General features: G+C 64.0%; 22 protein-coding genes. 12 read left to right on the top strand and 10 right to left on the bottom strand.

Annotated elements, in window-relative coordinates; translation table 11 throughout:
• Positions 1-237 precede the first annotated feature (237 nt).
• Positions 238-4,134: a phosphoribosylformylglycinamidine synthase gene (gene purL, locus CRO75_RS16970; RefSeq protein WP_097136942.1), complete on the top strand. Its 3,897-nt coding sequence runs from the start codon at positions 238-240 to the stop codon at positions 4,132-4,134.
• A 5-nt stretch (positions 4,135-4,139) separates the two neighbouring features.
• Positions 4,140-4,451, top strand: a complete 312-nt coding sequence (locus tag CRO75_RS16965) for a YqfO family protein (protein WP_097136940.1) — start codon at positions 4,140-4,142, stop codon at positions 4,449-4,451.
• Between the two features lie 77 nt (positions 4,452-4,528).
• On the opposite strand, the gene nagE is transcribed toward CRO75_RS16965, so the two are convergent.
• The 7 genes from nagE to CRO75_RS16930 form a co-directional block, all read right to left on the bottom strand.
• Positions 4,529-6,250: an N-acetylglucosamine-specific PTS transporter subunit IIBC gene (gene nagE / locus CRO75_RS16960; RefSeq protein WP_097136937.1), complete on the bottom strand. Its 1,722-nt coding sequence runs from the start codon at positions 6,248-6,250 to the stop codon at positions 4,529-4,531.
• Positions 6,251-6,276: 26 nt separating this feature from the next.
• Positions 6,277-8,799 (bottom strand): phosphoenolpyruvate--protein phosphotransferase, encoded by a 2,523-nt coding sequence (ptsP, locus tag CRO75_RS16955; protein WP_097136935.1) that lies wholly within the window; start codon positions 8,797-8,799, stop codon positions 6,277-6,279.
• 30 nt (positions 8,800-8,829) lie between these two features.
• Positions 8,830-9,852 carry an SIS domain-containing protein gene (locus tag CRO75_RS16950; protein ID WP_097136933.1) on the bottom strand — a complete coding sequence of 341 codons (1,023 nt, stop codon included), beginning with the start codon at positions 9,850-9,852 and terminating at the stop codon, positions 8,830-8,832.
• The gene (gene nagA, locus CRO75_RS16945) at positions 9,833-10,939 is read right to left on the bottom strand and encodes an N-acetylglucosamine-6-phosphate deacetylase (protein WP_097136931.1); all 1,107 of its coding nucleotides are present in this window, start codon (positions 10,937-10,939) and stop codon (positions 9,833-9,835) included. The genes CRO75_RS16950 and nagA overlap by 20 nt, the downstream gene beginning before the upstream one ends.
• A 57-nt stretch (positions 10,940-10,996) precedes the next feature.
• Positions 10,997-11,728, bottom strand: coding sequence for a GntR family transcriptional regulator (locus CRO75_RS16940; protein WP_016702727.1), 732 nt, complete (start codon positions 11,726-11,728; stop codon positions 10,997-10,999).
• A 295-nt stretch (positions 11,729-12,023) separates the two neighbouring features.
• Positions 12,024-12,527 (bottom strand): L,D-transpeptidase family protein, encoded by a 504-nt coding sequence (locus tag CRO75_RS16935; RefSeq protein WP_097136929.1) that lies wholly within the window; start codon positions 12,525-12,527, stop codon positions 12,024-12,026.
• 47 nt (positions 12,528-12,574) lie between these two features.
• Complete coding sequence (locus CRO75_RS16930; RefSeq protein ID WP_085529907.1) at positions 12,575-13,126, bottom strand: NUDIX hydrolase; 552 nt, start codon at positions 13,124-13,126, stop codon at positions 12,575-12,577.
• Between the two features lie 147 nt (positions 13,127-13,273).
• Between CRO75_RS16930 and CRO75_RS16925 the strand changes: the two genes are divergently transcribed.
• From CRO75_RS16925 to purT, 5 genes are all read left to right on the top strand, one after another.
• Positions 13,274-13,873: a CoA pyrophosphatase gene (locus CRO75_RS16925; RefSeq protein WP_062823580.1), complete on the top strand. Its 600-nt coding sequence runs from the start codon at positions 13,274-13,276 to the stop codon at positions 13,871-13,873.
• 67 nt (positions 13,874-13,940) lie between these two features.
• On the top strand, positions 13,941-14,465 hold the full coding sequence (locus tag CRO75_RS16920) for a gamma carbonic anhydrase family protein (RefSeq protein ID WP_097136927.1): 525 nt from the start codon (positions 13,941-13,943) through the stop codon (positions 14,463-14,465).
• Positions 14,462-14,674 carry a DUF1289 domain-containing protein gene (locus CRO75_RS16915; RefSeq protein WP_097136925.1) on the top strand — a complete coding sequence of 71 codons (213 nt, stop codon included), beginning with the start codon at positions 14,462-14,464 and terminating at the stop codon, positions 14,672-14,674. Before CRO75_RS16920 ends, CRO75_RS16915 begins: the two co-directional genes overlap by 4 nt.
• Before the next feature lie 86 nt (positions 14,675-14,760).
• Entirely contained in the window at positions 14,761-15,228 is a 468-nt protein-coding gene (locus CRO75_RS16910; protein WP_009042319.1) for a VUT family protein, read from the top strand.
• Between the two features lie 103 nt (positions 15,229-15,331).
• Positions 15,332-16,513 carry a formate-dependent phosphoribosylglycinamide formyltransferase gene (gene purT / locus CRO75_RS16905; RefSeq protein ID WP_007927694.1) on the top strand — a complete coding sequence of 394 codons (1,182 nt, stop codon included), beginning with the start codon at positions 15,332-15,334 and terminating at the stop codon, positions 16,511-16,513.
• A 92-nt stretch (positions 16,514-16,605) separates the two neighbouring features.
• On the opposite strand, the gene CRO75_RS16900 is transcribed toward purT, so the two are convergent.
• From CRO75_RS16900 to ccsA, 3 genes are all read right to left on the bottom strand, one after another.
• Complete coding sequence (locus tag CRO75_RS16900; RefSeq protein WP_062823578.1) at positions 16,606-17,922, bottom strand: MFS transporter; 1,317 nt, start codon at positions 17,920-17,922, stop codon at positions 16,606-16,608.
• Positions 17,923-18,285: 363 nt separating this feature from the next.
• Positions 18,286-19,524: a transporter associated domain-containing protein gene (locus CRO75_RS16895; protein ID WP_097136922.1), complete on the bottom strand. Its 1,239-nt coding sequence runs from the start codon at positions 19,522-19,524 to the stop codon at positions 18,286-18,288.
• Positions 19,525-19,536: 12 nt separating this feature from the next.
• A complete protein-coding gene (ccsA, locus tag CRO75_RS16890; protein WP_007927682.1) occupies positions 19,537-20,349 on the bottom strand; it encodes a cytochrome c biogenesis protein CcsA in 813 nt (270 codons plus the stop codon).
• A gap of 198 nt (positions 20,350-20,547) precedes the next feature.
• Here ccsA and ffh point away from each other — a divergent pair, with 198 nt between their 5' ends.
• From ffh to rplS, 5 genes are all read left to right on the top strand, one after another.
• The gene (gene ffh / locus CRO75_RS16885) at positions 20,548-21,924 is read left to right on the top strand and encodes a signal recognition particle protein (protein WP_007927681.1); all 1,377 of its coding nucleotides are present in this window, start codon (positions 20,548-20,550) and stop codon (positions 21,922-21,924) included.
• A gap of 248 nt (positions 21,925-22,172) precedes the next feature.
• Complete coding sequence (rpsP, locus tag CRO75_RS16880; RefSeq protein ID WP_007927680.1) at positions 22,173-22,424, top strand: 30S ribosomal protein S16; 252 nt, start codon at positions 22,173-22,175, stop codon at positions 22,422-22,424.
• A 5-nt stretch (positions 22,425-22,429) separates the two neighbouring features.
• Positions 22,430-22,966 carry a ribosome maturation factor RimM gene (rimM, locus tag CRO75_RS16875; RefSeq protein ID WP_007927679.1) on the top strand — a complete coding sequence of 179 codons (537 nt, stop codon included), beginning with the start codon at positions 22,430-22,432 and terminating at the stop codon, positions 22,964-22,966.
• A 2-nt stretch (positions 22,967-22,968) separates the two neighbouring features.
• A complete protein-coding gene (gene trmD / locus CRO75_RS16870; RefSeq protein ID WP_007927678.1) occupies positions 22,969-23,721 on the top strand; it encodes a tRNA (guanosine(37)-N1)-methyltransferase TrmD in 753 nt (250 codons plus the stop codon).
• Positions 23,722-23,766: 45 nt separating this feature from the next.
• Positions 23,767-24,117, top strand: a complete 351-nt coding sequence (rplS, locus tag CRO75_RS16865; protein WP_007927677.1) for a 50S ribosomal protein L19 — start codon at positions 23,767-23,769, stop codon at positions 24,115-24,117.
• Positions 24,118-24,147 lie beyond the last annotated feature (30 nt).

Raw genomic sequence — 24,147 nt, 5'->3', positions numbered from 1 at the left:
GCTTGTCTGCTAGAGGTTCCAGCCCCCGGCCAGAGCCCTCGGGAATGGGCCTTCGCGGCCCGTGGAGAGGGGTGAAATAACCCTGCTGAATGGCCCTGACGAGCCTTTGTCACAGGGGGCTGCGCGCGGGCCGACGTCTGGCCGCGCTCGGGCGTGCCGTTTCGGGTGCCGTCGCGGGCGGTTTAGGCTAGAATGCACGGCCTCAAAGCACACCCCCTTCCCGAGGCTGTCCCGAAGATGTTGATCCTGCGCGGCGCTCCTGCCCTTTCTGCCTTTCGCCACAGCAAACTCCTTGAGCAACTGAGCCAGAAGGTTCCAGCTGTCAGTGGCCTGTATGCTGAATTCGCTCACTTCGCCGAAGTTACCGGCGTCCTGACCGGCGACGAACAGCAGGTGCTTGCGCGCCTTCTGAAGTACGGCCCAAGCGTACCGGTGCAAGAACCTACCGGTCGTCTGTTCCTGGTGCTGCCGCGTTTCGGCACCATCTCGCCCTGGTCGAGCAAGGCCAGCGATATCGCCCGCAACTGTGGCCTGAGCAAGATCCAGCGCCTGGAGCGCGGCATTGCCTTCTACGTGGCCGGTGAATTCAGCGACGCGCAAGCGCAGTTGATCGCCGACACTCTGCACGACCGCATGACCCAGATCGTGCTGGGCAACCTGGAGCAGGCTGCCGGCCTGTTCAGCCATGCCACGCCGAAGCCGCTGACCGCCATCGATATCCTCGGTGGTGGCCGCGCCGCGCTGGAACAGGCCAACACCGAACTGGGCCTGGCCCTGGCCGAAGACGAAATCGATTACCTGGTCAACGCCTTCCAGGGCCTCAAGCGCAACCCGCATGACATCGAACTGATGATGTTCGCCCAGGCCAACTCCGAGCACTGCCGTCACAAGATCTTCAACGCCAGTTGGGACATCGACGGCCAGAGCCAGGAAAAAAGCCTGTTCGGCATGATCAAGAACACCTATCAGATGCACAACGAAGGTGTGCTGTCGGCTTACAAGGACAACGCCTCGGTGATCGTCGGCAATGTCGCCGGCCGTTTCTTCCCGAACCCTGAAACCCGCCAGTACGGCGCGGTGCAGGAGCCGGTGCACATTCTGATGAAGGTCGAGACTCACAACCACCCGACCGCCATCGCCCCGTTCCCGGGCGCATCCACTGGTTCCGGTGGCGAGATCCGCGATGAAGGCGCAACCGGTCGTGGCGCCAAGCCAAAGGCCGGCCTGACCGGTTTCACCGTATCCAACCTGCAGATCCCGGGCTTCGAACAGCCGTGGGAAGTGCCGTACGGCAAGCCTGAGCGCATTGTCACCGCGCTGGACATCATGATCGAAGGCCCGCTGGGCGGCGCTGCGTTCAACAACGAATTCGGTCGTCCGGCCCTGACCGGCTACTTCCGTACCTTCGAACAGTCGATTGCCACCCCGCACGGTGACGAGGTTCGTGGTTACCACAAGCCGATCATGCTGGCCGGCGGCATGGGCAACATTCGCGAAGAGCACGTCAAGAAAGGCGAGATCGTCGTCGGCTCCAAGCTGATCGTCCTCGGTGGCCCGGCGATGCTCATCGGCCTGGGTGGCGGCGCCGCTTCCTCCATGGCCACCGGCACCAGCTCGGCGGATCTGGACTTCGCTTCCGTTCAGCGTGAAAACCCGGAAATGGAGCGTCGTTGCCAGGAAGTCATCGACCGTTGCTGGCAGCTGGGCGACAAGAACCCGATCAGCTTCATCCACGACGTCGGCGCGGGCGGTCTGTCCAACGCCTTCCCGGAACTGGTCAACGACGGCGACCGCGGTGGCCGTTTCGAACTGCGCAACATTCCAAACGACGAGCCGGGCATGGCCCCGCACGAAATCTGGAGCAACGAATCCCAGGAACGCTACGTTCTGGCCGTCGGCCCGGCCGACTTCGAGCGCTTCCAGGCCATCTGCGAACGTGAGCGTTGCCCGTTTGCCGTCGTCGGTGAAGCCACCGCCGAACCGCATCTGACTGTCACGGACAGCCACTTCGGCAACAGCCCGGTGGACATGCCACTGGAAGTGCTGCTGGGCAAGGCGCCGCGCATGCACCGTTCGGTGGTTCGCGAAGCCGAACTGGGCGACGATTTCGACCCGTCGAACCTCGACATCGGCGAAAGCATCGAGCGCGTCCTGCATCACCCGGCCGTCGCGAGCAAAAGCTTCCTGATCACCATCGGCGACCGCACCATCACCGGCCTGGTGGCCCGTGACCAAATGGTCGGCCCATGGCAGGTTCCGGTGGCCGACGTGGCCGTCACCGCCACCAGTTTCGACGTCTACACCGGTGAAGCCATGGCCATGGGCGAGCGTACTCCGCTGGCGCTGCTGGACGCCCCGGCGTCGGGCCGCATGGCCATCGGCGAAACCCTGACCAACATTGTCGCGTCGCGCATCAACAAGATCTCCGACATCAAACTGTCGGCGAACTGGATGTCCGCCGCCGGCCACCCGGGCGAAGACGCACGGCTGTACGACACCGTGAAAGCGGTTGGCATGGAGCTGTGCCCTGAGCTGGGCATCACCATTCCGGTGGGCAAGGACTCGATGTCCATGGCCACGCGCTGGAACGACAACGGCGAAGAAAAAACCGTGACCTCGCCGATGTCGCTGATCGTGACCGGTTTCGCGCCTGTGGCGGACATCCGCCAGACCCTGACCCCGCAACTGCGCATGGACAAGGGCACCACCGACCTGATCCTGATCGACCTCGGTCGTGGCCAGAACCGCATGGGCGCCTCGATCCTCGCCCAAGTGCACGGCAAGCTCGGCAAGCAGGCCCCGGACGTCGATGACGCCGAAGACCTGAAAGCCTTCTTCGCGGTGATCCAGGGCCTCAACGCCGACGGTCACCTGCTGGCTTACCACGACCGTTCCGACGGTGGCCTGCTGACCAGCGTGGTGGAGATGGCCTTCGCCGGTCACTGCGGCCTGAACCTGAACCTCGACGCCCTGGCCGAGAGCTCGGCCGAGATCGCCGCCATCCTGTTCAACGAAGAACTGGGTGCGGTGATCCAGGTGCGCCAGGACGCGACCCCGGATGTGCTGGCGCAGTTCAGCGCCGCCGGTCTGGGCGACTGCGTGGCGGTGATCGGCCAGCCGGTCAACAACGGCCATATCAACATCAGCTTCAACGGCGAGAATATCTTCGCCGGCGAGCGTCGCCTGTTGCAGCGCCAGTGGGCTGAAACCAGCTACCAGATCCAGCGCCTGCGGGACAACGCCGACTGCGCCGAGCAGGAATTCGACGTTCTGCTGGAAGAAGACAACCCGGGCCTGAGCGTCAAGCTGAGCTTCGACGTCAACCAGGACATCGCCGCGCCTTACATCAAGAAAGGCGTGCGTCCCCAGGTGGCCGTGCTGCGCGAGCAGGGCGTCAACGGCCAGGTGGAAATGGCCGCGGCGTTCGACCGTGCCGGCTTCAACGCGATCGACGTGCACATGAGCGATATCCTCGCCGGTCGCGTCGACCTGAACGACTTCAAGGGCATGGTCGCCTGCGGCGGCTTCTCCTACGGCGACGTACTCGGCGCCGGCGAGGGCTGGGCCAAGTCGGCACTGTTCAACAGCCGTGCCCGCGACGCCTTCCAGGGCTTCTTCGAGCGCAGCGACACCTTCACCCTCGGCGTGTGCAACGGTTGCCAGATGATGTCCAACCTGCACGAACTGATCCCGGGCAGCGAGTTCTGGCCGCACTTCGTGCGCAACCGGTCCGAGCAGTTCGAGGCCCGTGTGGCGATGGTCCAGGTCCAGGAGTCGAACTCGATCTTCCTGCAGGGCATGGCCGGTTCGCGGATGCCGATCGCCATCGCCCACGGCGAAGGCCATGCGGAATTCGAAAGCGCAGAAGCGCTGCTTGAAGCCGACCTGTCCGGTTGCGTGGCCCTGCGCTTCGTCGACAACCATGGCAAGGTCACCGAAAGCTACCCGGCCAACCCGAACGGCTCGCCGCGCGGGATCACTGGCCTGACCAGCCGCGACGGCCGCGTCACCATCATGATGCCGCACCCTGAGCGGGTATTCCGCGCCGTGCAGAACTCCTGGCGTCCGGAAGAGTGGAACGAAGATGCGGCGTGGATGCGCATGTTCCGTAACGCTCGCGTGTGGGTGAACTAAGGCCCGTGTACAAGCTCAGCTTTTTCGTCCCGCCCAGCCACGTGGATGTGGTCAAGAACGCCGTATTCGCCGCCGGTGGCGGACGGATCGGCGCTTACGACCAGTGTGCGTGGCAGGTGCTGGGCCAGGGCCAGTTTCGCCCGTTGGACGGCAGCCAGCCGTTTCTCGGGCAGACCGGCCTGGTCGAGCAGGTGCAGGAATGGAAAGTCGAGTTGGTGGTGGCCGACGAGTTGATCCGTAGCGTGGTGATGGCCCTCAAGCAGAGCCATCCCTACGAGACACCGGCCTATGAAATCTGGCGTCTGGAAGACTTCTAAGGCCCCGCCCATGAAAAAGCCCGCTGAACCGATAACGGTCAGCGGGCTTTTTGTGCCTGCTCTCCGGCAGGAGAGGGTCAGACCTTGGCGCTGACCTCGCTGCGGTTGATCAGGCTATCCAGGGCGTGGCTCAGGCTTGCGGCCTTTTCGCCGATCAGCAGGTGCCAGACGCCATCGTCGAGCTGGCTGGAACCCTGGCAGCCGAGGCTCTTCAGCTGACATTCCGACAGCGCCTTGTTGTCGCCCAGTTGCACCCGCAGGCGGGTCATGGCCACGCAGTCCAGTTGCAGCACATTGTCGCTGCCACCGAAGGCGTCCAGCCATTTCACAGCTTCCTGGGGCGCAATGTTCACCGCTGGCGGTGCTTCGAAGGCCGCGGCGGCAGGGCCTGGCTGCTCCAGTGGCTTGCCGCCGCTGGGCATGGCCAGGCGGATTTCATCGGCGATGCTGTCGGCCAGCGGGCCGACCACCACCTGCAGGCTGCCGCCCTTGCCGGGACGCACCACGGCCATGGCGCCTAGGGCCTTGAGGTCACTGTCCGAGGCCTTGCTGCGGTCGGCCAGTTCCAGGCGCAGGCGGGTGGTGCAGGCACCGACGGTTATCAGGTTGTCCGCGCCGCCCAGGGCCTGGATATAGGCACCGGCCCGCTGATTGTTGGTCATGGCGGCTTTTTCGGTGCCTGGAATGTCTTCGCGGCCTGGGGTTTTCAGGTTGAAGCGTTTGATGCAGAAGTCGAACACCAGGTAGTAGATCACCGCGTACAGCAAGCCCACCGGGAACACCAGCCAGCCGTTGGTCGAGCGACCCCAGCCAAGGGCCATGTCGATGGCGCCGCCGGAAAAGGTGAAGCCCAAGTGGATGTTCAACAGGTTGGTCAGGGCCATGGACAGGCCGGTCAGCAGCGCGTGCACCAGATACAGCATGGGGGCGAGGAACATGAAGGCGAATTCGATCGGCTCGGTGACCCCGGTGAGGAACGAGGTCAGGGCCATCGACAGGAAGATCCCGCCCATCACCTTGCGCCGCTCCGGCAGCGCATTGCGGTACATGGCCAGGCACGCCGCCGGCAGGCCGAACAGCATCATCGGGAACATGCCGGTCATGAACTGGCCGCCCTTGGGGTCGCCGGCGAAGTAGCGGGTCAGGTCGCCGGTGACCACGGCGCCGGTGGCCGGGTCGGTGAAGCTGCCGAAAATGAACCAGGCCATGTTGTTCAGGATGTGGTGCAGGCCGGTGATGATCAGCAGGCGGTTGAACACGCCGAAAACGAAGGCACCGAGGCTGCCGCTTTCCATCAGCAACTGGCCGAAGCTGTTGATGCCGTGCTGGATCGGCGGCCAGATCAGGCCGAACACCACCCCCAGGCCGACGGCGCTGAAACCGGTGACGATCGGCACGAAGCGCCGCCCGCCGAAGAACGCCAGGTATTCCGGCAGCTTGATGTCCTTGAAGCGGTTGTACAGGGCACCGGCCAGCAGGCCGCTGATGATCCCGGCGAGCATGCCCATGTTGATGCTGGCATCGAGCACCTTGAGGGTCGCGACCATCACCAGGTAGCCGATGGCCCCGGCCAGGCCGGCGGTGCCATTGTTGTCCTTGGCGAAGCCCACGGCGATGCCGATGGCGAAGATCAGCGCCAGGTTGGCGAAGATGGTCTGGCCGGCATCGTGGATGATCGCGATGTTCAGCAGGTCGGTGTCGCCCAGGCGCAGCAGCAGGCCGGCGATCGGCAGGATCGCGATCGGCAGCATCAGGGCGCGGCCCAGGCGCTGCAGGCCTTCGATGAATAATTGGTACATGGCGTGTCTCCCGGTGTTCTTGTTATTCAGCTGAGGGGCCAATGTTGGTGGCAGGCATGACGCACCGCCGAGGCACTGCTCAGGTTCAGCAGGTCGTGGCTGAGGCGTCGGCATTGCGCAGCGTCCAGTTGGCGGACCCGGTCCTTGATTTCGCCCACTTGCGGCGGGCTCACCGACAGCTCGCTGACCCCCAGGCCGATCAGCACTGGCGTCGCCAGCGGGTCGGAGGCCAGTGCGCCGCACACGCCGACCCAGCGTCCATGCCTGGCCGCGCCGGCGCAGGTCTGGGCGATCAGCCGCAATAGCGCCGGGTGCAGCGCATCGACCCGCGCGGCCAGACCGGCATGGTCACGGTCCATGGCCAGGGTGTATTGCGACAGATCGTTGGTGCCGATGGAGAGGAAGTCGGCGTATTCGGCCAGTTGCTCGGCGAGCAGGGCGGCGGCCGGGACTTCGATCATCACCCCCAGCTCCGGGCGCTGGCCGATTCCCAGCTCGGCGCACAGGCAATCGATGCGTTCGCGGATATGCAGCAGTTCGTCGAGCTCGCTGACCATCGGCAGCAGGATGCGGCAGCGCTGCAGCGGGCTGACCTGCAGCAGGGCTCGCAGTTGCTGGTCGAGCAGTTCCGGGCGGGCCTGGGCCAGGCGAATGCCGCGCAGGCCCAGCACCGGGTTGGCTTCCACCGGCAGCGGCAGGTAGTCCAGTTGCTTGTCGCCGCCGACGTCTATGGTGCGGATGATCACCGACTTGTCGCCAATGGCGTCGAGCACGGCCTGATAGGCCTGGCGTTGTTCCTGTTCGTCGGGGGCGGTATGCCGGTCGACAAACAGAAACTCGGTACGCAGCAGGCCGACGCCATCGGCACCGTTGGCATGGGCGCCCTGGGCTTCCTGGCTGGAGGCGACATTGGCGGCGACCTCGATCGCCTGGCCGTCGAGGGTCCTGGCCGGCAGTTGGGCCTGTTGCTGTTGTTGTTCGCGGCGTTGCTGGCGGAGCAGATGGCTCTGCCGGACCTGTTCGACGCGCGCGCTATCCGGCGTCAGTTCCAGGCGACCGTGGTCGGCATTCAGCACCACTTGCTGGCCTTGCGGCACATCGAGAAGCTCCGAGCCCAGGGCCACCAGGCAGGGCAGGCCCTTGCCGCGCGCCAGGATTGCCACGTGGGAGGTGGCGCCGCCAGCGGCCATGCACAGGCCGGCGGCGCCTTGCTCGCTCAGTTGCAGCAGGTCGGACGGGGTCAGTTCGTGGGCCGCGACTATGGCGCCGGCCGGCAACTGGTAATGCCAGGCCTCGCCGAGCAGGGCGCGCAGGACCCGCTGTTGCAGGTCACGCAGGTCGTTGGCGCGTTCGGCGAGCAGGGCATTGCCCAGTTGCAGCAGGATCTCGCACTGTTCGCCGATGGCGTCGCTCCAGGCGTGGGTGGCGGCGCGTCCCTGGCCGATGCTCTGGCGGGCGGCGTCCAGCAGCGCCGGGTCTTCGAGCAGGGCCAGATGGGCGGCGAAGATCGCTTCTTCCTGGTTGTCCTTGCGTTGCCGGGCGTGCTCCAGGGTGCCGCGAATGTCGCTGCGAACCTTGTCCAGGGCCAGGTCCAGCGCCTGCAGTTGTTCCTGGGGCGGGTGACCGCCGCTGTCTTCCGGCAGGGTCATGGCGGTCAGCTGAAACAGCGGCCCGCAGACCAGCCCGGGGGCGGCGCAGACGCCCTGGATCACCCCGGCTTCGGCGGGGCGCTGGGGCGCGACGGCCTTCACCGCTGGCGCCGCGGCGTGGGTGTCTTCGGCCAGCGGGGTGGCGAGGGCGTCCAGCAGCGCCAGCAGGGCGGCCTTGCAGTCCTTGCCCTGGCAACTGACCCGCACCTCGTCCTGCTCGCCGACCCCCAGCCCCATCAGGCTGACCAGGCTGTCGCAGGACGCCGACTTGCCGTTGAAATGCAGGTGCGCCTTGCTGCTGAAACCCTGGGCGGTCTGGCGTATCAGCGCGGCCGGCCGGGCGTGCAGGCCGCCGCGATGATTGACCCGGGTCTGGCCTTCGACCGCGTCGGTCGAGGTGTCGCCTGCTTCCGCCTGGGCCGTGTTGGCCGCGCGTGGAACGATGTGCAGCAGCGGTTCGCCGACTTTCACCGATTTCAGGGTGATGGGCAGGGTCTGGAAGTGTTCGCCGTTGGTCAGGATCATCAGGCTGATCAGGCTTTTGCTGTTGCGCGCGACCTGATCGAGATCGAAGCGCAGCAGGGCCTGGCCGCTGCTGACCCGGGCGCCTTCCTGCACCAGCATGGAGAAACCCTCGCCTTGCAGCTGAACGGTGTCCAGGCCGAGGTGCAGCAGCAATTCCGCGCCATTGTCGGCGCGCAGGGTCACCGCGTGACCGGTGCGGGCGGCATGCACCACCACGCCGGCGCAGGGGGCGTGCAGGGTGTTGTTCAGCGGGTCGATGGCGATCCCGTCGCCCATGGCGCCGCTGGAAAACACCAGGTCGGGCACCCTGGCGAGGGTGAGCACCGGGCCGCTCAAGGGAGCGCCGAGCGTCAGGTCTTTATTGTTGTTGTGCATGGCGCAGTACTCATCCGTTGAAGGAAAGGCTCAGTGGGTGCGGGTCACTTTGCTCAGGTGCCGTGGCTGGTCCGGGTCCATGCCCCGGGCCTCGGCAAGGCTTGCGGCCATGCCGTAGAAACTCTGGATCGCCAGGATCGGATCGAGCGCCGGGTGTTCGGCCCGGCCCAGGGTCAGGTCGCGTTCGACGATGTCGTCCGGCGCCGCCAGCAGCACCCGGGCGCCACGCTGGCGCATGTCGGCGGCAAGGCTGATCAGGCCGGCCTGCTCCGCTCCCCGTGGGGCGAACACCACCAGCGGGTAGTTATCGCCGATCAGCGCCATCGGGCCGTGGCGAACTTCCGCGCTGCTGAAGGCTTCGGCCTGGATCGCCGAGGTTTCCTTGAGTTTCAGCGCCGCTTCCTGGGCGATGGCGAAGCCGGCGCCACGGCCGATCACCATCAACCGTTGGCTATCGCGCAAGGCCTCGACGGCCGGGCTCCAGTCCTGGGTCGCGGCTTCGCGCAGGCCCTGGGGCAGGGCGAGGCCGGCTTCCAGCAACTGCGCGTCCTGTTTCCAGTGGGCGATCAGACGGGCGCTGGCGCTGAGGGTGGCGATAAAGCTCTTGGTTGCCGCCACGCTGCGTTCGGCGCCGGCGTGCAGCGGCAGGCAGAACTCGCTGGCGGCTTCCAGCGGGGTGTCCTGGGCGTTGACCATGGCCACGCTCAAGGCCCCGCGTTTGCGCAGCAGGCGCATGCTGTTGACCAGATCGGGGCTCTGCCCGGACTGGGAAAAGGCGAATGCCGCCTGGCCGCTGACCCGCAGCGGCGCCTGTTGCATGGTCACCACCGACATCGGCAGGGACGCGACCGGGAAGCCCAACTGCTGCATGGTCAGGTAGGCGAAATAGCTGGCGGCATGGTCGGAGCTGCCGCGGGCGACGGTCATCACCACTTGCGGCGGCTGGCGGTTCAGGCGTCCGGCGACTTCGATCAGTTGCGGGTCCAGGTGCTGCAACTGGCCTTCGACGGCCGCGGCGGCGGACAGCGCCTCTTCAAGCATTTTTGAAGTCAATGTCTTCTCCTTCGACCATCACGGCGGTCAGTGTGAGTGAGCGGTCCAGGCACACGCAGTCGGCCCAGCTGCCGATCTGCAAACGCCCGCGTTCGGCCAGGCCGAGATAATCGGCGGGAAACTGTGACAAGCGTTGCGACGCCTCGGCCAGGGGCAGGCCGATCTTCACCAGGTTGCGCAAGGCCTGGTCCATGGTCAGGGTGCTGCCGGCCAGGGTGCCGTCCGGCAGGCGCACGCCGCCCAGGCATTTGGTCACGGTGTGGCTGCCGAGCTTGTATTCGCCATCCGGCATGCCGGCCGCCGCGGTGGAGTCGGTGACGCAGTACAGGCAGGGGATCGAGCGCAGGGCCACGCGCATGGCGCCGGGGTGCACGTGCAGCAGGTCGGGGATCAGTTCCGCGTACTGGGCGTGGGCCAGGGCGGCGCCGACTATGCCCGGCTCGCGGTGATGCAACGGACTCATGGCGTTGTACAAGTGGGTGAAGCTGGTGGCCCCGGCGTCGAGCGCGGCCACGCCTTCCTCGTAGCTGCCCAGGGTGTGGCCGATCTGCATGCGGATGCCGCGGGCGCTGAGGGCGCGGATCAGCGCGTCATGGCCGGCGATTTCCGGGGCGATGGTGATCACCCGGATCGGCGCCAGGCGCAGGTAGGCCTCGACTTCGGCCATCAGCGCGGTATGGGCGAAATTGGGCTGGGCACCGAGCTTGCCCGGGTTGATGTACGGGCCTTCCAGGTGCACACCCAGTACCCGGGCGCTGCCGCTGGGGCGCTGTTCGCAGTATTCGCCCATGGCGCCCAGGACCCGGGTGATCTCCTCGGTCGGCGCGGTCATGGTGGTGGCCAGCAGCGAGGTGGTGCCAAAACGCACGTGGGTGCGGGTGATGGTCTCGAACGCCGGGGCGCCTTCCATGATGTCCTTGCCGCCGCCGCCATGCACATGCAGGTCGATGAAGCCCGGCAGCAGGTAGGGCAGGTCGTTGTCCGCCGGGTCGCAGGGGCTGCCTTCGATGCCGGTGACCTTGCCGTCCCGGTGGTTCAGGTGGCCGCGAATCCAGCCTTGCGGGGTGAGGATGTTGTGTTCGGACATGGGCAGCTCTCTGGGACGGGTTCTTGGCGACTCGGCGGCCTGGCTCAGCGGTCGGGTTTAGCGACGTAGCTCGGCGACGAAGTCGTAGTAGTCGTTGCGGCAATAGGTGTCGGTGACTTCGATCGGGGTGTTGTCCTCGAGGTAGCCGACACGGGTCATCAGCAGCATCGCGGTGCCGGGGGCGATGCCCACCAGGGCGGCGAACTCGGCGGAGGCGTTGATCGCCTGGATGTGCTGCAGGGCGCGGACCACCGGGCGGCCGATGCCATCGAGGTAGGCGTAGAGCGAGTCGCCGATGGCGTCCGGCTGGGCAATGATCGAGGCCGGCAGGGTGCTCATTTCGATCGCCATCACCGTGTCGTCGGCTTTGCGCAGGCGCTTGAGGCGCGCCACCTTGTCGTTCGGCGACAGGCCGAGGCGGATCAGTTCTTCGTGGGTCGGCGTGGTGATTTCCCGCTCCAGCCATTGGGATCCGGGCACGAAGCCCTTGAGGCGGAGCATTTCGCTGAAGCCCGACAGCCGCGACAGCGGTTGTTCCAGGCGCGGGGTAATGAAGGTGCCGGAGCCCTGGCTGCGGCGGATCAGGCCCTGTTCGAACAGCACTTCCAGGGCCTTGCGCGCGGTCACGCGGGAGATATTGAGCATCTCGCTCAGGTTGCGTTCCGAGGGCAGGGCCTGTTCGGCTTTCCACTGTCCGGCATGGATCGCGGCTTCAAGGTTGCGCGCCAGTTGCAGGTACAGCGGGGTCGGCTGGGTATCGTCAGGGCGCAGGGCCAGGATGTGATTCATCTGTCGAGATTCCGATGCGTTATTGGTTTGTTGTCGCCCGGTAATGTGGCAAAAACTAATACCACTTAAATACCATGTCAACGCCAGTAGTGTGACGATGACGCACGAAAACAGGCGTTTTATGGGCGTTGGCGGGGATGGTTTTGGAAAGTGGTATTAGGGCGGTCTGGCCGTGAATGCGAAAATCGCAGGGGCGGCGGTTTTTCGAGCGGGAATTGGTATTCCCCTTTCGAAGCCGGCGCGGCCTGCGATTTTTTTTGTAACTGAGGTGTTTTAGCGGCGTTTCAGCGAGGAGTCAGGGGCGGATTTCGATCATCGTGCCGTCCGGGACCAGGCCCCAGACTTCGCGCATGTCGACGTTGCGCATGGCGATGCAGCCGTCGGTCCAGTCCAGGGTATGGAAGTACTGCTCCGGGTAGTCTTCGCTGTCCGGGGTACCGTGGATCATGATCATGCCGCCGGGCTCCACGCCCTCGCGGCGCGAACGGGCGGAGTCGCTGATGTTCGGGTAGGAGATATGCATGGCCAGGTTGAAGCGGTCGCTGGTCTTGCGCCAGTCCAGCCAGTAGAAGCCTTCCGGCGTGCGCTTGTCGCCTTCCATGAGCTTCGGCCCCTTGGGTCGTTTACCCAGGGAGATGCGGTAGGTCTTGATGGGTTTGCCGTCGTTGATCAGTTGCAACTGATGGGCCGACTTGAGGACCAGGACTTTTTCGATGACCTTGCCGTTCAGGGCATCCGTCGCGGAGGCATGGGAGACCGCGATAACCGAGCAGCAGAAAAGAGCGAGCAACCAGCGCATGAAACGATATCCCTAAGAGTACACAGGTGCCGCGTACGTTTTGTTGTTTAAGTGAGGGCCGGCTGAGCCAGGGGCGGAATGGACTCGGAACGCACGGGGTAGTCCTCGTTCCGCCGGTCAGCGAAGAAACATTCTAAGGTACGCCCGACCGTGCGAAAAGCCAGCTCGGACCAGGGAATGTCGGCTTCTTCGAAAAGCCGGACCTCCAGGCTCTCTTCGCCAGCGGCGAAATCCAGGTCCGCCAGCTCGGCGCGGAAGAAGACATGCACCTGGCTGATGTGCGGGACGTCGATCAAGGTATAGATGCTCAGGTTGCGGACCCGGGCGCAGGCTTCCTCGAATGTCTCGCGAATCGCCGCCTGTTCGACGGTCTCGCCGTTCTCCATGAAACCGGCCGGCAGCGTCCAGTAACCACGACGCGGCTCGATCGCGCGCCGGCACAGCAGCACCTGGGTACCCCAGGTAGGCAGGCAGCCGGCGACTATGTTCGGGTTCTGGTAATGGATGGTCTGGCAGTTGTCGCAGACAAAACGCAGGCGCGAATCGCCTTCGGGAATGCGCTGGGTGACCGGGTGACCGCACTGGCTGCAGAATTTCATGCTGGGTATCCGAAAAGGCTGCGCCTATCTTGGCGTGCACGGGGCTTTGTCGGCAAGTTGTCGTTACGCGACATGGCGTGGATCGGGGCTTGGGCGGTCGGTTTGTTTGGTGCATGATGCAGGGTAGCGCACAGACCGAGAAGACTCATGCTGGACGAGCTACTGCACCGGGTAAGCAACCATACGCCGCGACCGCTGGAGACGGATCGACGTTTCCCCGAGGCCGCCGTGCTGGTGCCCATTACCCGCAGTGACGAGCCTGAGCTGGTGCTGACCCTGCGCGCCAAAGGATTGTCCACCCACGGCGGCGAAGTGGCGTTCCCCGGCGGCCGCCGCGACCCGGAAGATCCCGACCTGATTTTTACCGCCCTGCGCGAAGCCGAAGAGGAAATCGGTCTGCCTCCAGGGCTGGTGGAAGTGATCGGCCCCCTGAGCCCGCTGATTTCCCTGCACGGGATCAAGGTCACGCCCTATGTCGGGGTGATTCCCGATTACGTCGAATACCTGGCCAATGACGCCGAGATCGCCGCGGTGTTCAGCGTGCCGCTGGAGTTTTTCCGCCAGGACCCGCGCGAGCATACTCACCGCATCGATTATCAGGGCCGCAGCTGGTACGTGCCGAGCTACCGCTTTGGCGAGTACAAGATCTGGGGCCTGACGGCGATCATGATCGTCGAGCTGATCAACCTGCTGTATGACGCCCAGATCAGCCTGCACCAGCCGCCCAAAAGCTTTATCAATATTTGAAGCCATCGCTCGTATGGCCTGAACCCTGCGGTATACGTGAACCTGCCTGGCCTTGAGGACAATAGATATGAAATACCGCCTGGGCGACGCCCGTGTCGAAACCCACCCGCAAAGCTGGGTCGCACCCAATGCCACGCTGGTGGGCAAGGTCAAGCTGGAGGAGGGGGCCAACGTCTGGTTCAACGCGGTGCTGCGTGGCGACAACGAGCTGATCCTGATCGGCAGGAACAGTAACGTGCAGGACGGCACGGTGATGCACACCGACATAGGCTTTCCGCTGACCATCGGCACCGGCGTGACCATTGGCCACAACGCCATGCTGCATGGCTGCACCGTCGGCGATTACAGCCTGATCGGCATCAACGCGGTGATTCTCAACGGCGCGAAGATCGGCAAGAACTGCATCATCGGCGCCAACTCGCTGATCGGCGAAGGCAAGGAGATCCCCGACGGTTCGCTGGTGATGGGCTCGCCGGGCAAGGTGGTCCGTGAACTGACCGAGCAGCAGAAGAAGATGCTCGAGGCCAGCGCCGCGCACTATGTGCATAATTCCCAGCGTTACGCCCGCGATCTGGCCGAGCAAGAACAATGAGCGAACCCGAAAAACCTGTCCGTTCGCCCTGCGTGAGCATCTGCGCGCTGGACGATGACGATATCTGCACCGGTTGCCAGCGCACGGTGAGCGAGATCACCCGCTGGAGCCGCATGGACAACGCCGAGCGCCGCGAAGTGCTGGCGCTGTGTCATGAGCGCGCCAAGTCCAGCGGGCTGCTGTGGATGATCGGCACCCAGCCCGGCTAGACGGCTATCGCCGGCCAGCTCCCGTCTGGCCCATCCCACCCGCCTGAAGTACCCTGTGCGCCTTACTGACAGGTACTTTTCGCCCCATGCTCTTCCTGATCGCCTATATCGGCAGTGTCGTGCTGATCAACTACGCTTTTTCTACCGCTCCGCACCTGGACATCATCTGGTCGGCCTGGGGCGGGCTGGTGTTCGTCCTGCGGGACATGGTGCAAACCCGCTTCGGTCATGGCGCGCTCGTCGCCATGCTGGTGGCGCTGGTGTTGTCCTACGTGACCTCCGACCCGGCCATCGCCCTGGCCAGCGCCACGGCGTTCGCGGTCTCCGAGTGCATCGACTGGCTGGTGTTCAGCATCACCAAGCGCCCACTGCACGACCGCCTGTGGATAAGTTCGGCGTTGAGCATTCCCCTGGACACCTTTATCTTTTTCGGACTGATCGACGCGCTGACCCCGGGCGTGATCCTCACGGCGCTGGGTTCTAAGTTCGCCGGCGTGACCGTGGTCTGGCTGGCCATGGCCTGGCGTTTGCGCAAGGCGGCGTGCGCCGGCTGAGGCCAAAGCGCGCGGTTCATGTAAAATGCCGCGCTTTCTTCCCCATGGGCCGCCCGCCTGGTGCGCGACCCTCGATGATCCGCTCCTTTTTGAGGACCTTCAGATGACCCGTATCGGAACTCCATTGTCGCCAACCGCGACCCGCGTTTTGCTGTGTGGCTGTGGTGAGTTGGGCAAGGAAGTGGTGATCGAGCTGCAACGCCTGGGCGTTGAGGTGATTGCCGTGGATCGCTACGCCAATGCGCCGGCGATGCAGGTCGCCCATCGCAGCCATGTGATCAACATGCTCGACGGCGCCGCGCTGCGCGCAGTGATCGAGGCGGAGAAGCCGCACTTCATCGTGCCGGAGATCGAAGCCATCGCCACCGCCACCCTGGTGGAGCTGGAATCCGAAGGGTTCACCGTGATCCCGACCGCCCGGGCCGCCCAGTTGACCATGAACCGTGAAGGCATCCGTCGCCTGGCCGCCGAAGAACTGGACCTGCCGACCTCGCCTTACCACTTCGCCGACACCTTCGAAGACTACCGCAAGGCGGTGGACGACCTGGGCTTCCCTTGCGTGGTCAAGCCGGTGATGAGTTCCTCGGGCAAGGGCCAGAGCCTGCTGCGCAGCGTCGACGATGTGCAGAAGGCCTGGGACTACGCCCAGGAAGGCGGGCGTGCCGGCAAGGGCCGGGTGATCATCGAAGGTTTCATCGATTTCGATTACGAAATCACCCTGCTGACCGTGCGCCATGTCGGCGGCACCACCTTCTGCGCGCCGGTCGGCCACCGTCAGGAGAAGGGCGATTATCAGGAGTCCTGGCAGCCCCAGGCCATGAGCCCGAAAGCCCTGGCCGAGTCCGAGCGCGTGGCCAAGGCCGTGACCGAGGCCCTGGGTGGCCGTGGCCTGTTTGGCGTCGAGCTGTTCATCAAGGGCGATCAGGTCTGGTTCAGCGAAGTCTCGCCGCGTCCCCATGACACCGGCCTGGTGACCCTGATTTCCCAGGACCTGTCGCAGTTCGCCCTGCATGCGCGGGCGATTCTTGGCCTGCCGATCCCGTTGATCCGTCAGTTCGGCCCGTCGGCTTCGGCGGTGATCCTGGTGGAAGGCCAGTCGACCCAGACCGCTTTCGCCAACCTGGGCGCGGCCCTGAGCGAGCCGGATACGGCCCTGCGCCTGTTCGGCAAGCCTGAAGTCAACGGTCAGCGCCGCATGGGCGTGGCCCTGGCGCGCGACGAGTCGATCGAGGCCGCGCGGGCCAAGGCGACCCGCGCTTCCCAGGCGGTCGTTGTAGAGCTGTAAAAAGCATCGCGGGCAAGTCGGATCGCCGCCTGCTCGCTCCTACAAGGGTTGCGCTGAACCTGTAGGAGCGAGCGTGCTCGCGAAGCATTCTTTCAGGCGACCTGGTCCAGGTCGTTATTACGCGTTTCCTTCAGGCACAGCACAGCGATCAGGCTGAGCACCGCTGCCGCCGACACATAGCCGCCAACCCAACTCAATCCCCCCATCGCCACCAGCTTCTGGGCGAAGAACGGTGCCGCCGAGGCGCCGACGATGCCGCCCAGGTTATAGGCCGCCGATGCGCCGGTATAACGCACGTGGGTCGGGAATAGCTCGGGCAGCAGGGCGCCCATCGGGGCGAAGGTCACGCCCATCAGGAACAGCTCGATGCACAGGAACAGCGCCACGCCCCAGGTCGAGCCCTGGGTCAGCAGCGGTTCCATGGTGAAGCCGGAGAGAATCGCCAGCAGGCCGCCGATGATCAGCACCGGCTTGCGTCCATAGCGGTCGCTGGCCCAGGCCGACAGCGGCGTGGCCGCGGCCATGAACAGCACCGCAAAGCACAGCAGGCCGAGGAAGGTTTCGCGGCTGTAGCCGAGGGTCGCGACGCCGTAGCTCAGCGAGAACACCGTCGAGATGTAAAACAGCGCGTAGCACACCACCATCGCCGCAGCGCCCAGCAGCACCGGCAGCCAGTACTGGCTGAACAGCTCGACCAGCGGCATCTTGACCCGCTCCTGGCGGGCGATGGCGTTGGCGAATACCGGGGTTTCATGCAGCTTCAGGCGCACATACAGGCCGACCAGCACCAGGGCGGCGCTGAGCAGGAACGGAATCCGCCAGCCCCAGGAGCGGAACTGTTCGTCGCTCAGGCTCATGGCCAGGGTCAGGAACAGGCCGTTGGCCGCAAGAAAACCGATCGATGGTCCCAACTGCGGGAACATGCCGAACCAGGCGCGTTTGCCTTTGGGCGCGTTTTCCGTGGCGAGCAGCGCGGCGCCGCCCCATTCGCCGCCCAGCCCCAGGCCCTGGCCGAAACGCAGCAGGCACAACAGGATCGGTGCCCAGGCGCCAATGCTGTCATAGCCGGGCAGCACGCCGATCAGCGTGGTGCACACGCCCATCAGCAGCAGCGATGCCACCAGGGTCGACTTGCGGCCGATCCGGTCGCCGAAGTGGCCGAACAGCGCCGAGCCCAGGGGGCGGGCGAGGAAAGCGATGCCGAAGGTCAGGAACGCCGAGAGCATCTGGGCGGTGCCGGACGTCTGCGGGAAGAATACTGGGCCGATCACTAGCGCGGCGGCGGTGGCATACACGTAGAAGTCGTAGAACTCGATGGCGGTGCCGATAAAGCTGGCGGTGGCCACGCGGCTGGCGGAGTTGGTCGGCTGGGCAGGCACGGAGGCGCTGTAAGTGGTGCTGGTCGTCATGCGGTTATCCCTGACAGTCATGTGCTCCATGGGAGCGAATTATTATGGTCGAACACCCAGGGATGTGGGTTTGGCGCGGGCGCGGCTCGGGGTGGGAGCGAAGCCTGCCAGAAGCGGGCGGAGCAGGGCAGAAGCCGCTGGGTGCGGGTAGCACGCGGGTTCTGCGGGGCTTGGGTTATAGGAAGGCCCCTAACGATCAAACAAGCGGGACTTGCCGCCCTGTAGCCGCTGGCGCAGCCTGCGTTCGACGGCGTAGCCGGCGCAAAGTCTGCCTGCGCGGTGTGTCAGGCAGAAGGTGGATGCAGGGTTTGCGACCGCTTCGCGGTCGATCGCAGCCTCGCGGGCTCGGCAGCGGCTGCAGGGCTACAGGGCGGGCGCGGTGAGCGGTTTGGTGTGCCAGATCAGCACGCGACTGACCCGGTTGTCCTCGGTTTCGAGGATTTCCAGGCGGTAGCGGCCGATCTTCAGGCAAACGGCGCTGTCGGGGATGGTCTCCAGCGCTTCGGTGACCAGGCCGTTGAGGGTTTTCGGGCCGTCGCAGGGCAGGTGCCAGCCCAGGCTCTTGTTCAGTTCGCGAATCGAGGCCGCACCTTCGATCACGAAGCGTCCGTCGGCCTGGGGATGGATATGCGGGTTGTCGAGGCTGTGTTCGCTTTCGAATTCGCCGACGATTTCTTCGAGGATGTCTTCCAGGGTGACGATGCCCAGCACTTCGCCGTACTCGTCCACCACCATGCCCAGGCGGCGCTGCTGCTTGTGGAAATTCAGCAGTTGCAGCTGCAGCGGGGTGCTTTCCGGCACGAAGTAAGGTTCGTGGCAGGCCGCCAGCAGCGCCTCCTGGGTCAGGCTGGCATCCGGCAGCAGGTGACGGATCTGGCGGGTATTGAGGACCGCCTCGACCTGGTTGATATCGCTGTGGAACACCGGCAGGCGGGTGCGTTTGGACAGGCGCAGCTGCTCGATGATGTCGGCGACGGGGTCGTCGAGGTTGATCCCGTCGACCTCGCTGCGCGGCACCAGGATGTCATTGACGGTGATGTTGTCCAGGGCATGGATGCCCGACACCGGGTGCGGACGGCCGTTGGCATGTTCCTCGGCGCCGTCCGGGTCGGCGGCCTGCTCGTCTTCGCTCTGCTTGACGGCGCCGGCCTTGCGGGTGAAGGGGCGCAGCAACAGCTGGCTGATGCTGTCGAGCAGCCAGGCCGCGGGGTAGATGATCTTCAGCGGCACGCCCAGCAGGGTATTGCCCAGGCTGAGGATCGCATCCGGATAACGGGTGGCCAGGGTGCGCGGGAGGTAGTCGGCGAGTACCAGCAACACGCTGGTGGCGAGCAGGCAGGCCAGCCAGGGGCCGTTTTCCGCCCACTGCAGGAGCGCCAGCAAGGTACTGATGATGACCGCCAGCACCCGGCACAGGGTGTTGCAGAGAATCAGGCTGTCGCGCGGGAAACTCAGGCGCGCCAGCGGTTTGTCGCCGGAGCGCGACGCGGTGCGCAGGGTCAGCAGGTGTTGCTGGGCGGCTTCGATGGCAGTGAACAGCCCCGACCACAGCACCAGCAAGGCCAGGACCACGAGCATCGGCTCTATGGGCAGGTTGTCCATTATCGCCGCTCGTCAGATATGCAGGATGTATTCACGGACCAGCTTGCTGCCGAAGTACGCCAGCATCAGCAGGCAGAAGCCGGCCAGGGTCCAGCGAATCGCCTTGTGTCCGCGCCAGCCGAGGCGGTTGCGGCCCCACAGCAGCACGCTGAACACCACCCAGGCCAGGCAGGCCAGCAGGGTCTTGTGCACCAGGTGCTGGGCGAACAGGTTCTCGACGAACAGCCAGCCGGAGATCAGCGACAGCGAAAGCAGGGTCCAGCCGGCCCAGAGGAAGCCGAATAGCAGGCTTTCCATGGTCTGCAGCGGCGGAAAGTTCTTGATCAGCCCGGATGGGTGCTTGTGCTTGAGCTGGTGGTCCTGCACCAGCAGCAACAGGGCCTGGAACACGGCGATGGTGAACATGCCGTAGGCGAGGATCGACAGCAGGATATGGGCGAGGATGCCTGGCTCTTCGTCGATCACCGGCACCGTGCCGGTGGGCACGAACTGCGCCAGCAGCACGGTCAGCGCCCCCAGCGGAAACAGCAGGACCAGCAGGTTCTCCACCGGAATGCGCGAGCAGGCCAGCAGGGTCAGGGCAATCACCGCGGCGGCGATCAGGCTGGCGGCGCTGAAGAAGTCCAGGCCCAGGCCCACGGGCGTCATCAGGTGGGTCAGGAGGCTGGCGCTGTGGGCAAGCAAGGCAAGGATGCCGAGCGAGACCAGCAGGCGCTTGTTCGTCTTGGCGGCTTGAGCCAGACGAGTGCCTTGATAGAGGGTCGCAGCGGCATAGAGACAGGCGGCGGCGAGGGTGGTTAGCAAGCTGGGTGACAAGGGGAGCATAAATCCTGTTAGGCAAGCCCGAAAGTCGTTGAGTTTGGCATAGAACCGCCATCACACGAAAGACCGTGCAACCAGACGGCGGCTGTGCGTCGCACGCAGTCTTCGCTATAATCCGCGACCTGCCCACGGAGCACCTCTTTATATAGGGGCCCCGAGCCGCCATTACCTCGGTCTACTTAGGGCCTGAAAGGATCGCGCATGTTTGAAAACCTAACCGACCGTCTCTCGCAGACGCTGCGCCATGTCACCGGCAAGGCCAAGCTGACCGAGGACAACATCAAAGACACCCTGCGCGAAGTGCGCATGGCGTTGCTCGAAGCCGACGTCGCCCTGCCGGTGGTCAAGGATTTCGTCAACTCGGTGAAGGAACGTGCGGTCGGCACTGAAGTGTCGCGCAGCCTGACCCCGGGCCAGGCGTTCGTGAAGATCGTCCAGGCCGAACTCGAAAGCCTGATGGGCGCGGCCAACGAAGATTTGAACCTGAGCGCCGTGCCGCCTGCCGTCGTGCTGATGGCCGGTTTGCAGGGCGCCGGTAAGACCACCACCGCCGGCAAGCTCGCGCGCTTCCTTAAAGAGCGCAAGAAGAAGAGCGTGATGGTGGTTTCGGCCGACGTTTACCGTCCGGCGGCGATCAAGCAGCTCGAAACCCTGGCCAATGACATTGGCGTGACCTTCTTCCCGTCCGACCTGAGCCAGAAGCCGGTCGCGATCGCCGAAGCGGCTATTAAAGAAGCCAAGCTCAAGTTCATCGACGTGGTCATCGTCGACACCGCCGGTCGTCTGCACATCGACGCCGACATGATGGATGAGATCCAGGCGTTGCACGCGGCGGTCAAGCCGGTGGAAACCCTGTTCGTGGTCGACGCCATGACCGGCCAGGACGCCGCCAACACGGCCAAGGCTTTTGGCGACGCATTGCCGCTGACCGGCGTGATCCTGACCAAGGTCGACGGCGATGCCCGTGGCGGCGCCGCGCTGTCGGTGCGTGCGATCACCGGCAAGCCGATCAAGTTCATCGGTATGGGCGAGAAGAGCGAAGCGCTCGAACCGTTCCACCCTGAGCGTATCGCTTCGCGCATCCTCGGCATGGGCGATGTGCTCAGCCTGATCGAGCAGGCCGAACAGACCCTCGACAAGGAAAAAGCCGACAAGCTGGCGAAAAAGCTGAAAAAAGGCAAAGGCTTCGACCTCGAAGACTTCCGCGACCAGCTGCAACAGATGAAGAACATGGGCGGCCTCGGTGGCCTGATGGACAAGCTGCCGAATATCGGTGGCGTGAACCTGGCGCAAATGGGCAATGCCCAGGGCGCGGCCGAGAAGCAGTTCAAGCAGATGGAAGCCATTATCAACTCCATGACCCCGGCCGAGCGCCGCGACCCCGAACTGATCAGCGGTTCGCGCAAGCGTCGGATCGCCATGGGTTCCGGCACCCAGGTGCAGGACATCGGTCGCTTGATCAAGCAGCACAAGCAGATGCAGAAGATGATGAAGAAATTCTCCGCCAAGGGCGGGATGGCGAAAATGATGCGCGGCATGGGTGGAATGTTGCCCGGCGGCGGCATGCCGAAGATCTGAAGAATCCACGCCGGCAGCCATGCCGGCGTTTCCCGCGGGGACGCGGGACCTCCAGCAAACCCGCGCTTGGCGGGAGCTGACTCGCCGTTGTTGCCAACGGCCCTATAGCAAATCTGGATGGCAGCCGGTAGGCGCCGGAAAAAGTCATTTGCAAAAGTCCGGATATTCCTTAGAATATGCGGCCTTTCGGGCACCCATGCCCGCTGTGCATTTAGATTTGCAGCACCGACTACAGGAACGATGTTCACATGCTAACAATCCGTCTTGCCCTTGGCGGCTCCAAAAAGCGCCCGTTTTACCACTTGACCGTGACCGACAGCCGCAACCCACGCGACGGTTCGCACAAAGAACAAGTTGGCTTCTTCAACCCGATCGCTCGTGGTCAAGAAGTCCGCCTGTCCGTGAACCAAGAGCGCGTAGCCTACTGGCTGAGCGTTGGTGCACAACCGTCTGAGCGCGTTGCTCAGCTGTTGAAGGAATCGGCTAAGGCTGCAGCCTGAACCCTATGAACGCGACGCCTGCTCCTGCTGATGATTTGATCGTTATCGGCAAAATCTACTCTGTTCACGGCGTTCGCGGCGAAGTGAAGGTTTATTCCTTTACTGATCCGATTAAAAACCTGTTGGATTACAAAACCTGGACGCTCAAGCGCGAAGGTAGCGTGAAACAGGTTGAGCTGGTCAGCGGACGCGGGAATGAAAAATTCCTGGTCGCAAAGCTCAAGGGTCTCGATGATCGTGAAGAAGCGCGTCTTCTGGCCGGTTATGAGATCTGCGTGCCGCGCAACCTGTTCCCTGAACTGACCGACGGCGAGTACTACTGGTACCAGCTGCAAGGTCTCAAGGTCATCGACACTCACGGACAACTGTTCGGGAAGATCGATCACCTGCTGGAGACCGGCTCGAACGATGTAATGGTGGTCAAGCCTTGCGCTGGCAGCCTGGATGATCGCGAACGCCTGTTGCCCTATACCGAGCAATGCGTGTTGGCCGTCGACCTGGCAGCGGGCGAGATGAAGGTGGATTGGGACGCGGACTTCTGAACGTGGCTAGCCTGCGCGTAGAAGTGATCAGTTTGTTTCCCGAGATGTTTTCCGCCATCAGCGACTACGGCATAACCAGCCGCGCGGTGAAACAGGGGCTCTTGCAGCTGACCTGTTGGAATCCGCGAGACTACACCACGGATCGACATCACACTGTGGACGATCGCCCATTTGGCGGTGGCCCGGGCATGGTGATGAAGATCAAGCCCCTGGAAGATGCTCTGGTTCAGGCCAGGCAGGCAGCCGGGGAGGGCGCGAAGGTGATTTACCTGTCGCCCCAAGGCCGCAAACTGACTCAGTCGGCGGTACGCGAGTTGGCGAATGAGGATGCATTGATCCTGATTGCCGGTCGTTATGAAGGCATTGACGAGCGTTTTATTGAAGCTCATGTCGATGAAGAGTGGTCGATTGGCGACTATGTACTCTCCGGTGGCGAGCTGCCGGCGATGGTCCTGATTGATGCGGTTACGCGACTGCTGCCCGGAGCTTTAGGGCATGCGGATTCCGCGGAGGAGGATTCCTTCACGGATGGTCTGCTGGATTGCCCGCACTACACCCGACCGGAGGTGTATGCGGATCAGCGTGTTCCCGACGTGTTGCTGAGTGGCAACCACGCACACATCCGGCGTTGGCGTTTACAGCAGTCCCTTGGTCGGACCTATGAACGACGCGCCGATCTTCTGGAAAGCCGCTCGCTTTCTGGAGAAGAGAAGAAGCTGCTCGAGGAATACATCCGCGAGCGGGACGATAGTTAACAACGTATCGATGGTAGATCCGACGATTTACCTTAGGAGCACAGCATGACCAACAAAATCATTCTTGCACTCGAAGCAGAGCAGATGACCAAAGAGATCCCAGCCTTTGCCCCGGGCGACACCATTGTCGTTCAGGTGAAAGTGAAGGAAGGCGATCGTTCCCGTCTGCAAGCGTTCGAAGGCGTTGTAATCGCCAAGCGTAACCGCGGCGTGAACAGTGCATTCACCGTTCGTAAAATCTCCAACGGTGTTGGCGTAGAGCGTACTTTCCAGACCTACAGCCCGCAAATCGACAGCATGGCTGTCAAGCGTCGCGGTGACGTACGTAAAGCCAAGCTGTACTACCTGCGCGACCTGTCGGGTAAAGCAGCTCGCATCAAGGAAAAACTGGTTTAAGCCCAGCTTCCGATGCAGAAAAAAGCAGCC

The organism is Pseudomonas sp. LAMO17WK12:I10, from assembly GCF_900215185.1.
In the GTDB taxonomy this organism is placed as follows: Bacteria; Pseudomonadota; Gammaproteobacteria; order Pseudomonadales; family Pseudomonadaceae; genus Aquipseudomonas; species Aquipseudomonas chlororaphis.
Note: the sequence above shows the minus strand (reverse complement) of the source record. Positions and strands in the feature narration are given on the sequence as shown.

Coding starts and splice junctions, on each gene's coding strand:
- CRO75_RS16925 (WP_062823580.1), top strand. CDS start 13,274: ATGCTGGACGAGCTACTGCACCGGGTAAGCAACCATACGCCGCGACCG.
- CRO75_RS16940 (WP_016702727.1), bottom strand. CDS start 11,728: ATGAATCACATCCTGGCCCTGCGCCCTGACGATACCCAGCCGACCCCG.
- ptsP (WP_097136935.1), bottom strand. CDS start 8,799: ATGCACAACAACAATAAAGACCTGACGCTCGGCGCTCCCTTGAGCGGC.
- nagE (WP_097136937.1), bottom strand. CDS start 6,250: ATGTACCAATTATTCATCGAAGGCCTGCAGCGCCTGGGCCGCGCCCTG.
- CRO75_RS16930 (WP_085529907.1), bottom strand. CDS start 13,126: ATGAAATTCTGCAGCCAGTGCGGTCACCCGGTCACCCAGCGCATTCCC.
- CRO75_RS16900 (WP_062823578.1), bottom strand. CDS start 17,922: ATGACGACCAGCACCACTTACAGCGCCTCCGTGCCTGCCCAGCCGACC.
- CRO75_RS16910 (WP_009042319.1), top strand. CDS start 14,761: ATGCTCTTCCTGATCGCCTATATCGGCAGTGTCGTGCTGATCAACTAC.
- purL (WP_097136942.1), top strand. CDS start 238: ATGTTGATCCTGCGCGGCGCTCCTGCCCTTTCTGCCTTTCGCCACAGC.
- nagA (WP_097136931.1), bottom strand. CDS start 10,939: ATGTCCGAACACAACATCCTCACCCCGCAAGGCTGGATTCGCGGCCAC.
- CRO75_RS16935 (WP_097136929.1), bottom strand. CDS start 12,527: ATGCGCTGGTTGCTCGCTCTTTTCTGCTGCTCGGTTATCGCGGTCTCC.
- rimM (WP_007927679.1), top strand. CDS start 22,430: ATGAACGCGACGCCTGCTCCTGCTGATGATTTGATCGTTATCGGCAAA.
- purT (WP_007927694.1), top strand. CDS start 15,332: ATGACCCGTATCGGAACTCCATTGTCGCCAACCGCGACCCGCGTTTTG.
- ffh (WP_007927681.1), top strand. CDS start 20,548: ATGTTTGAAAACCTAACCGACCGTCTCTCGCAGACGCTGCGCCATGTC.
- rpsP (WP_007927680.1), top strand. CDS start 22,173: ATGCTAACAATCCGTCTTGCCCTTGGCGGCTCCAAAAAGCGCCCGTTT.
- CRO75_RS16895 (WP_097136922.1), bottom strand. CDS start 19,524: ATGGACAACCTGCCCATAGAGCCGATGCTCGTGGTCCTGGCCTTGCTG.
- CRO75_RS16915 (WP_097136925.1), top strand. CDS start 14,462: ATGAGCGAACCCGAAAAACCTGTCCGTTCGCCCTGCGTGAGCATCTGC.
- ccsA (WP_007927682.1), bottom strand. CDS start 20,349: ATGCTCCCCTTGTCACCCAGCTTGCTAACCACCCTCGCCGCCGCCTGT.
- CRO75_RS16920 (WP_097136927.1), top strand. CDS start 13,941: ATGAAATACCGCCTGGGCGACGCCCGTGTCGAAACCCACCCGCAAAGC.
- rplS (WP_007927677.1), top strand. CDS start 23,767: ATGACCAACAAAATCATTCTTGCACTCGAAGCAGAGCAGATGACCAAA.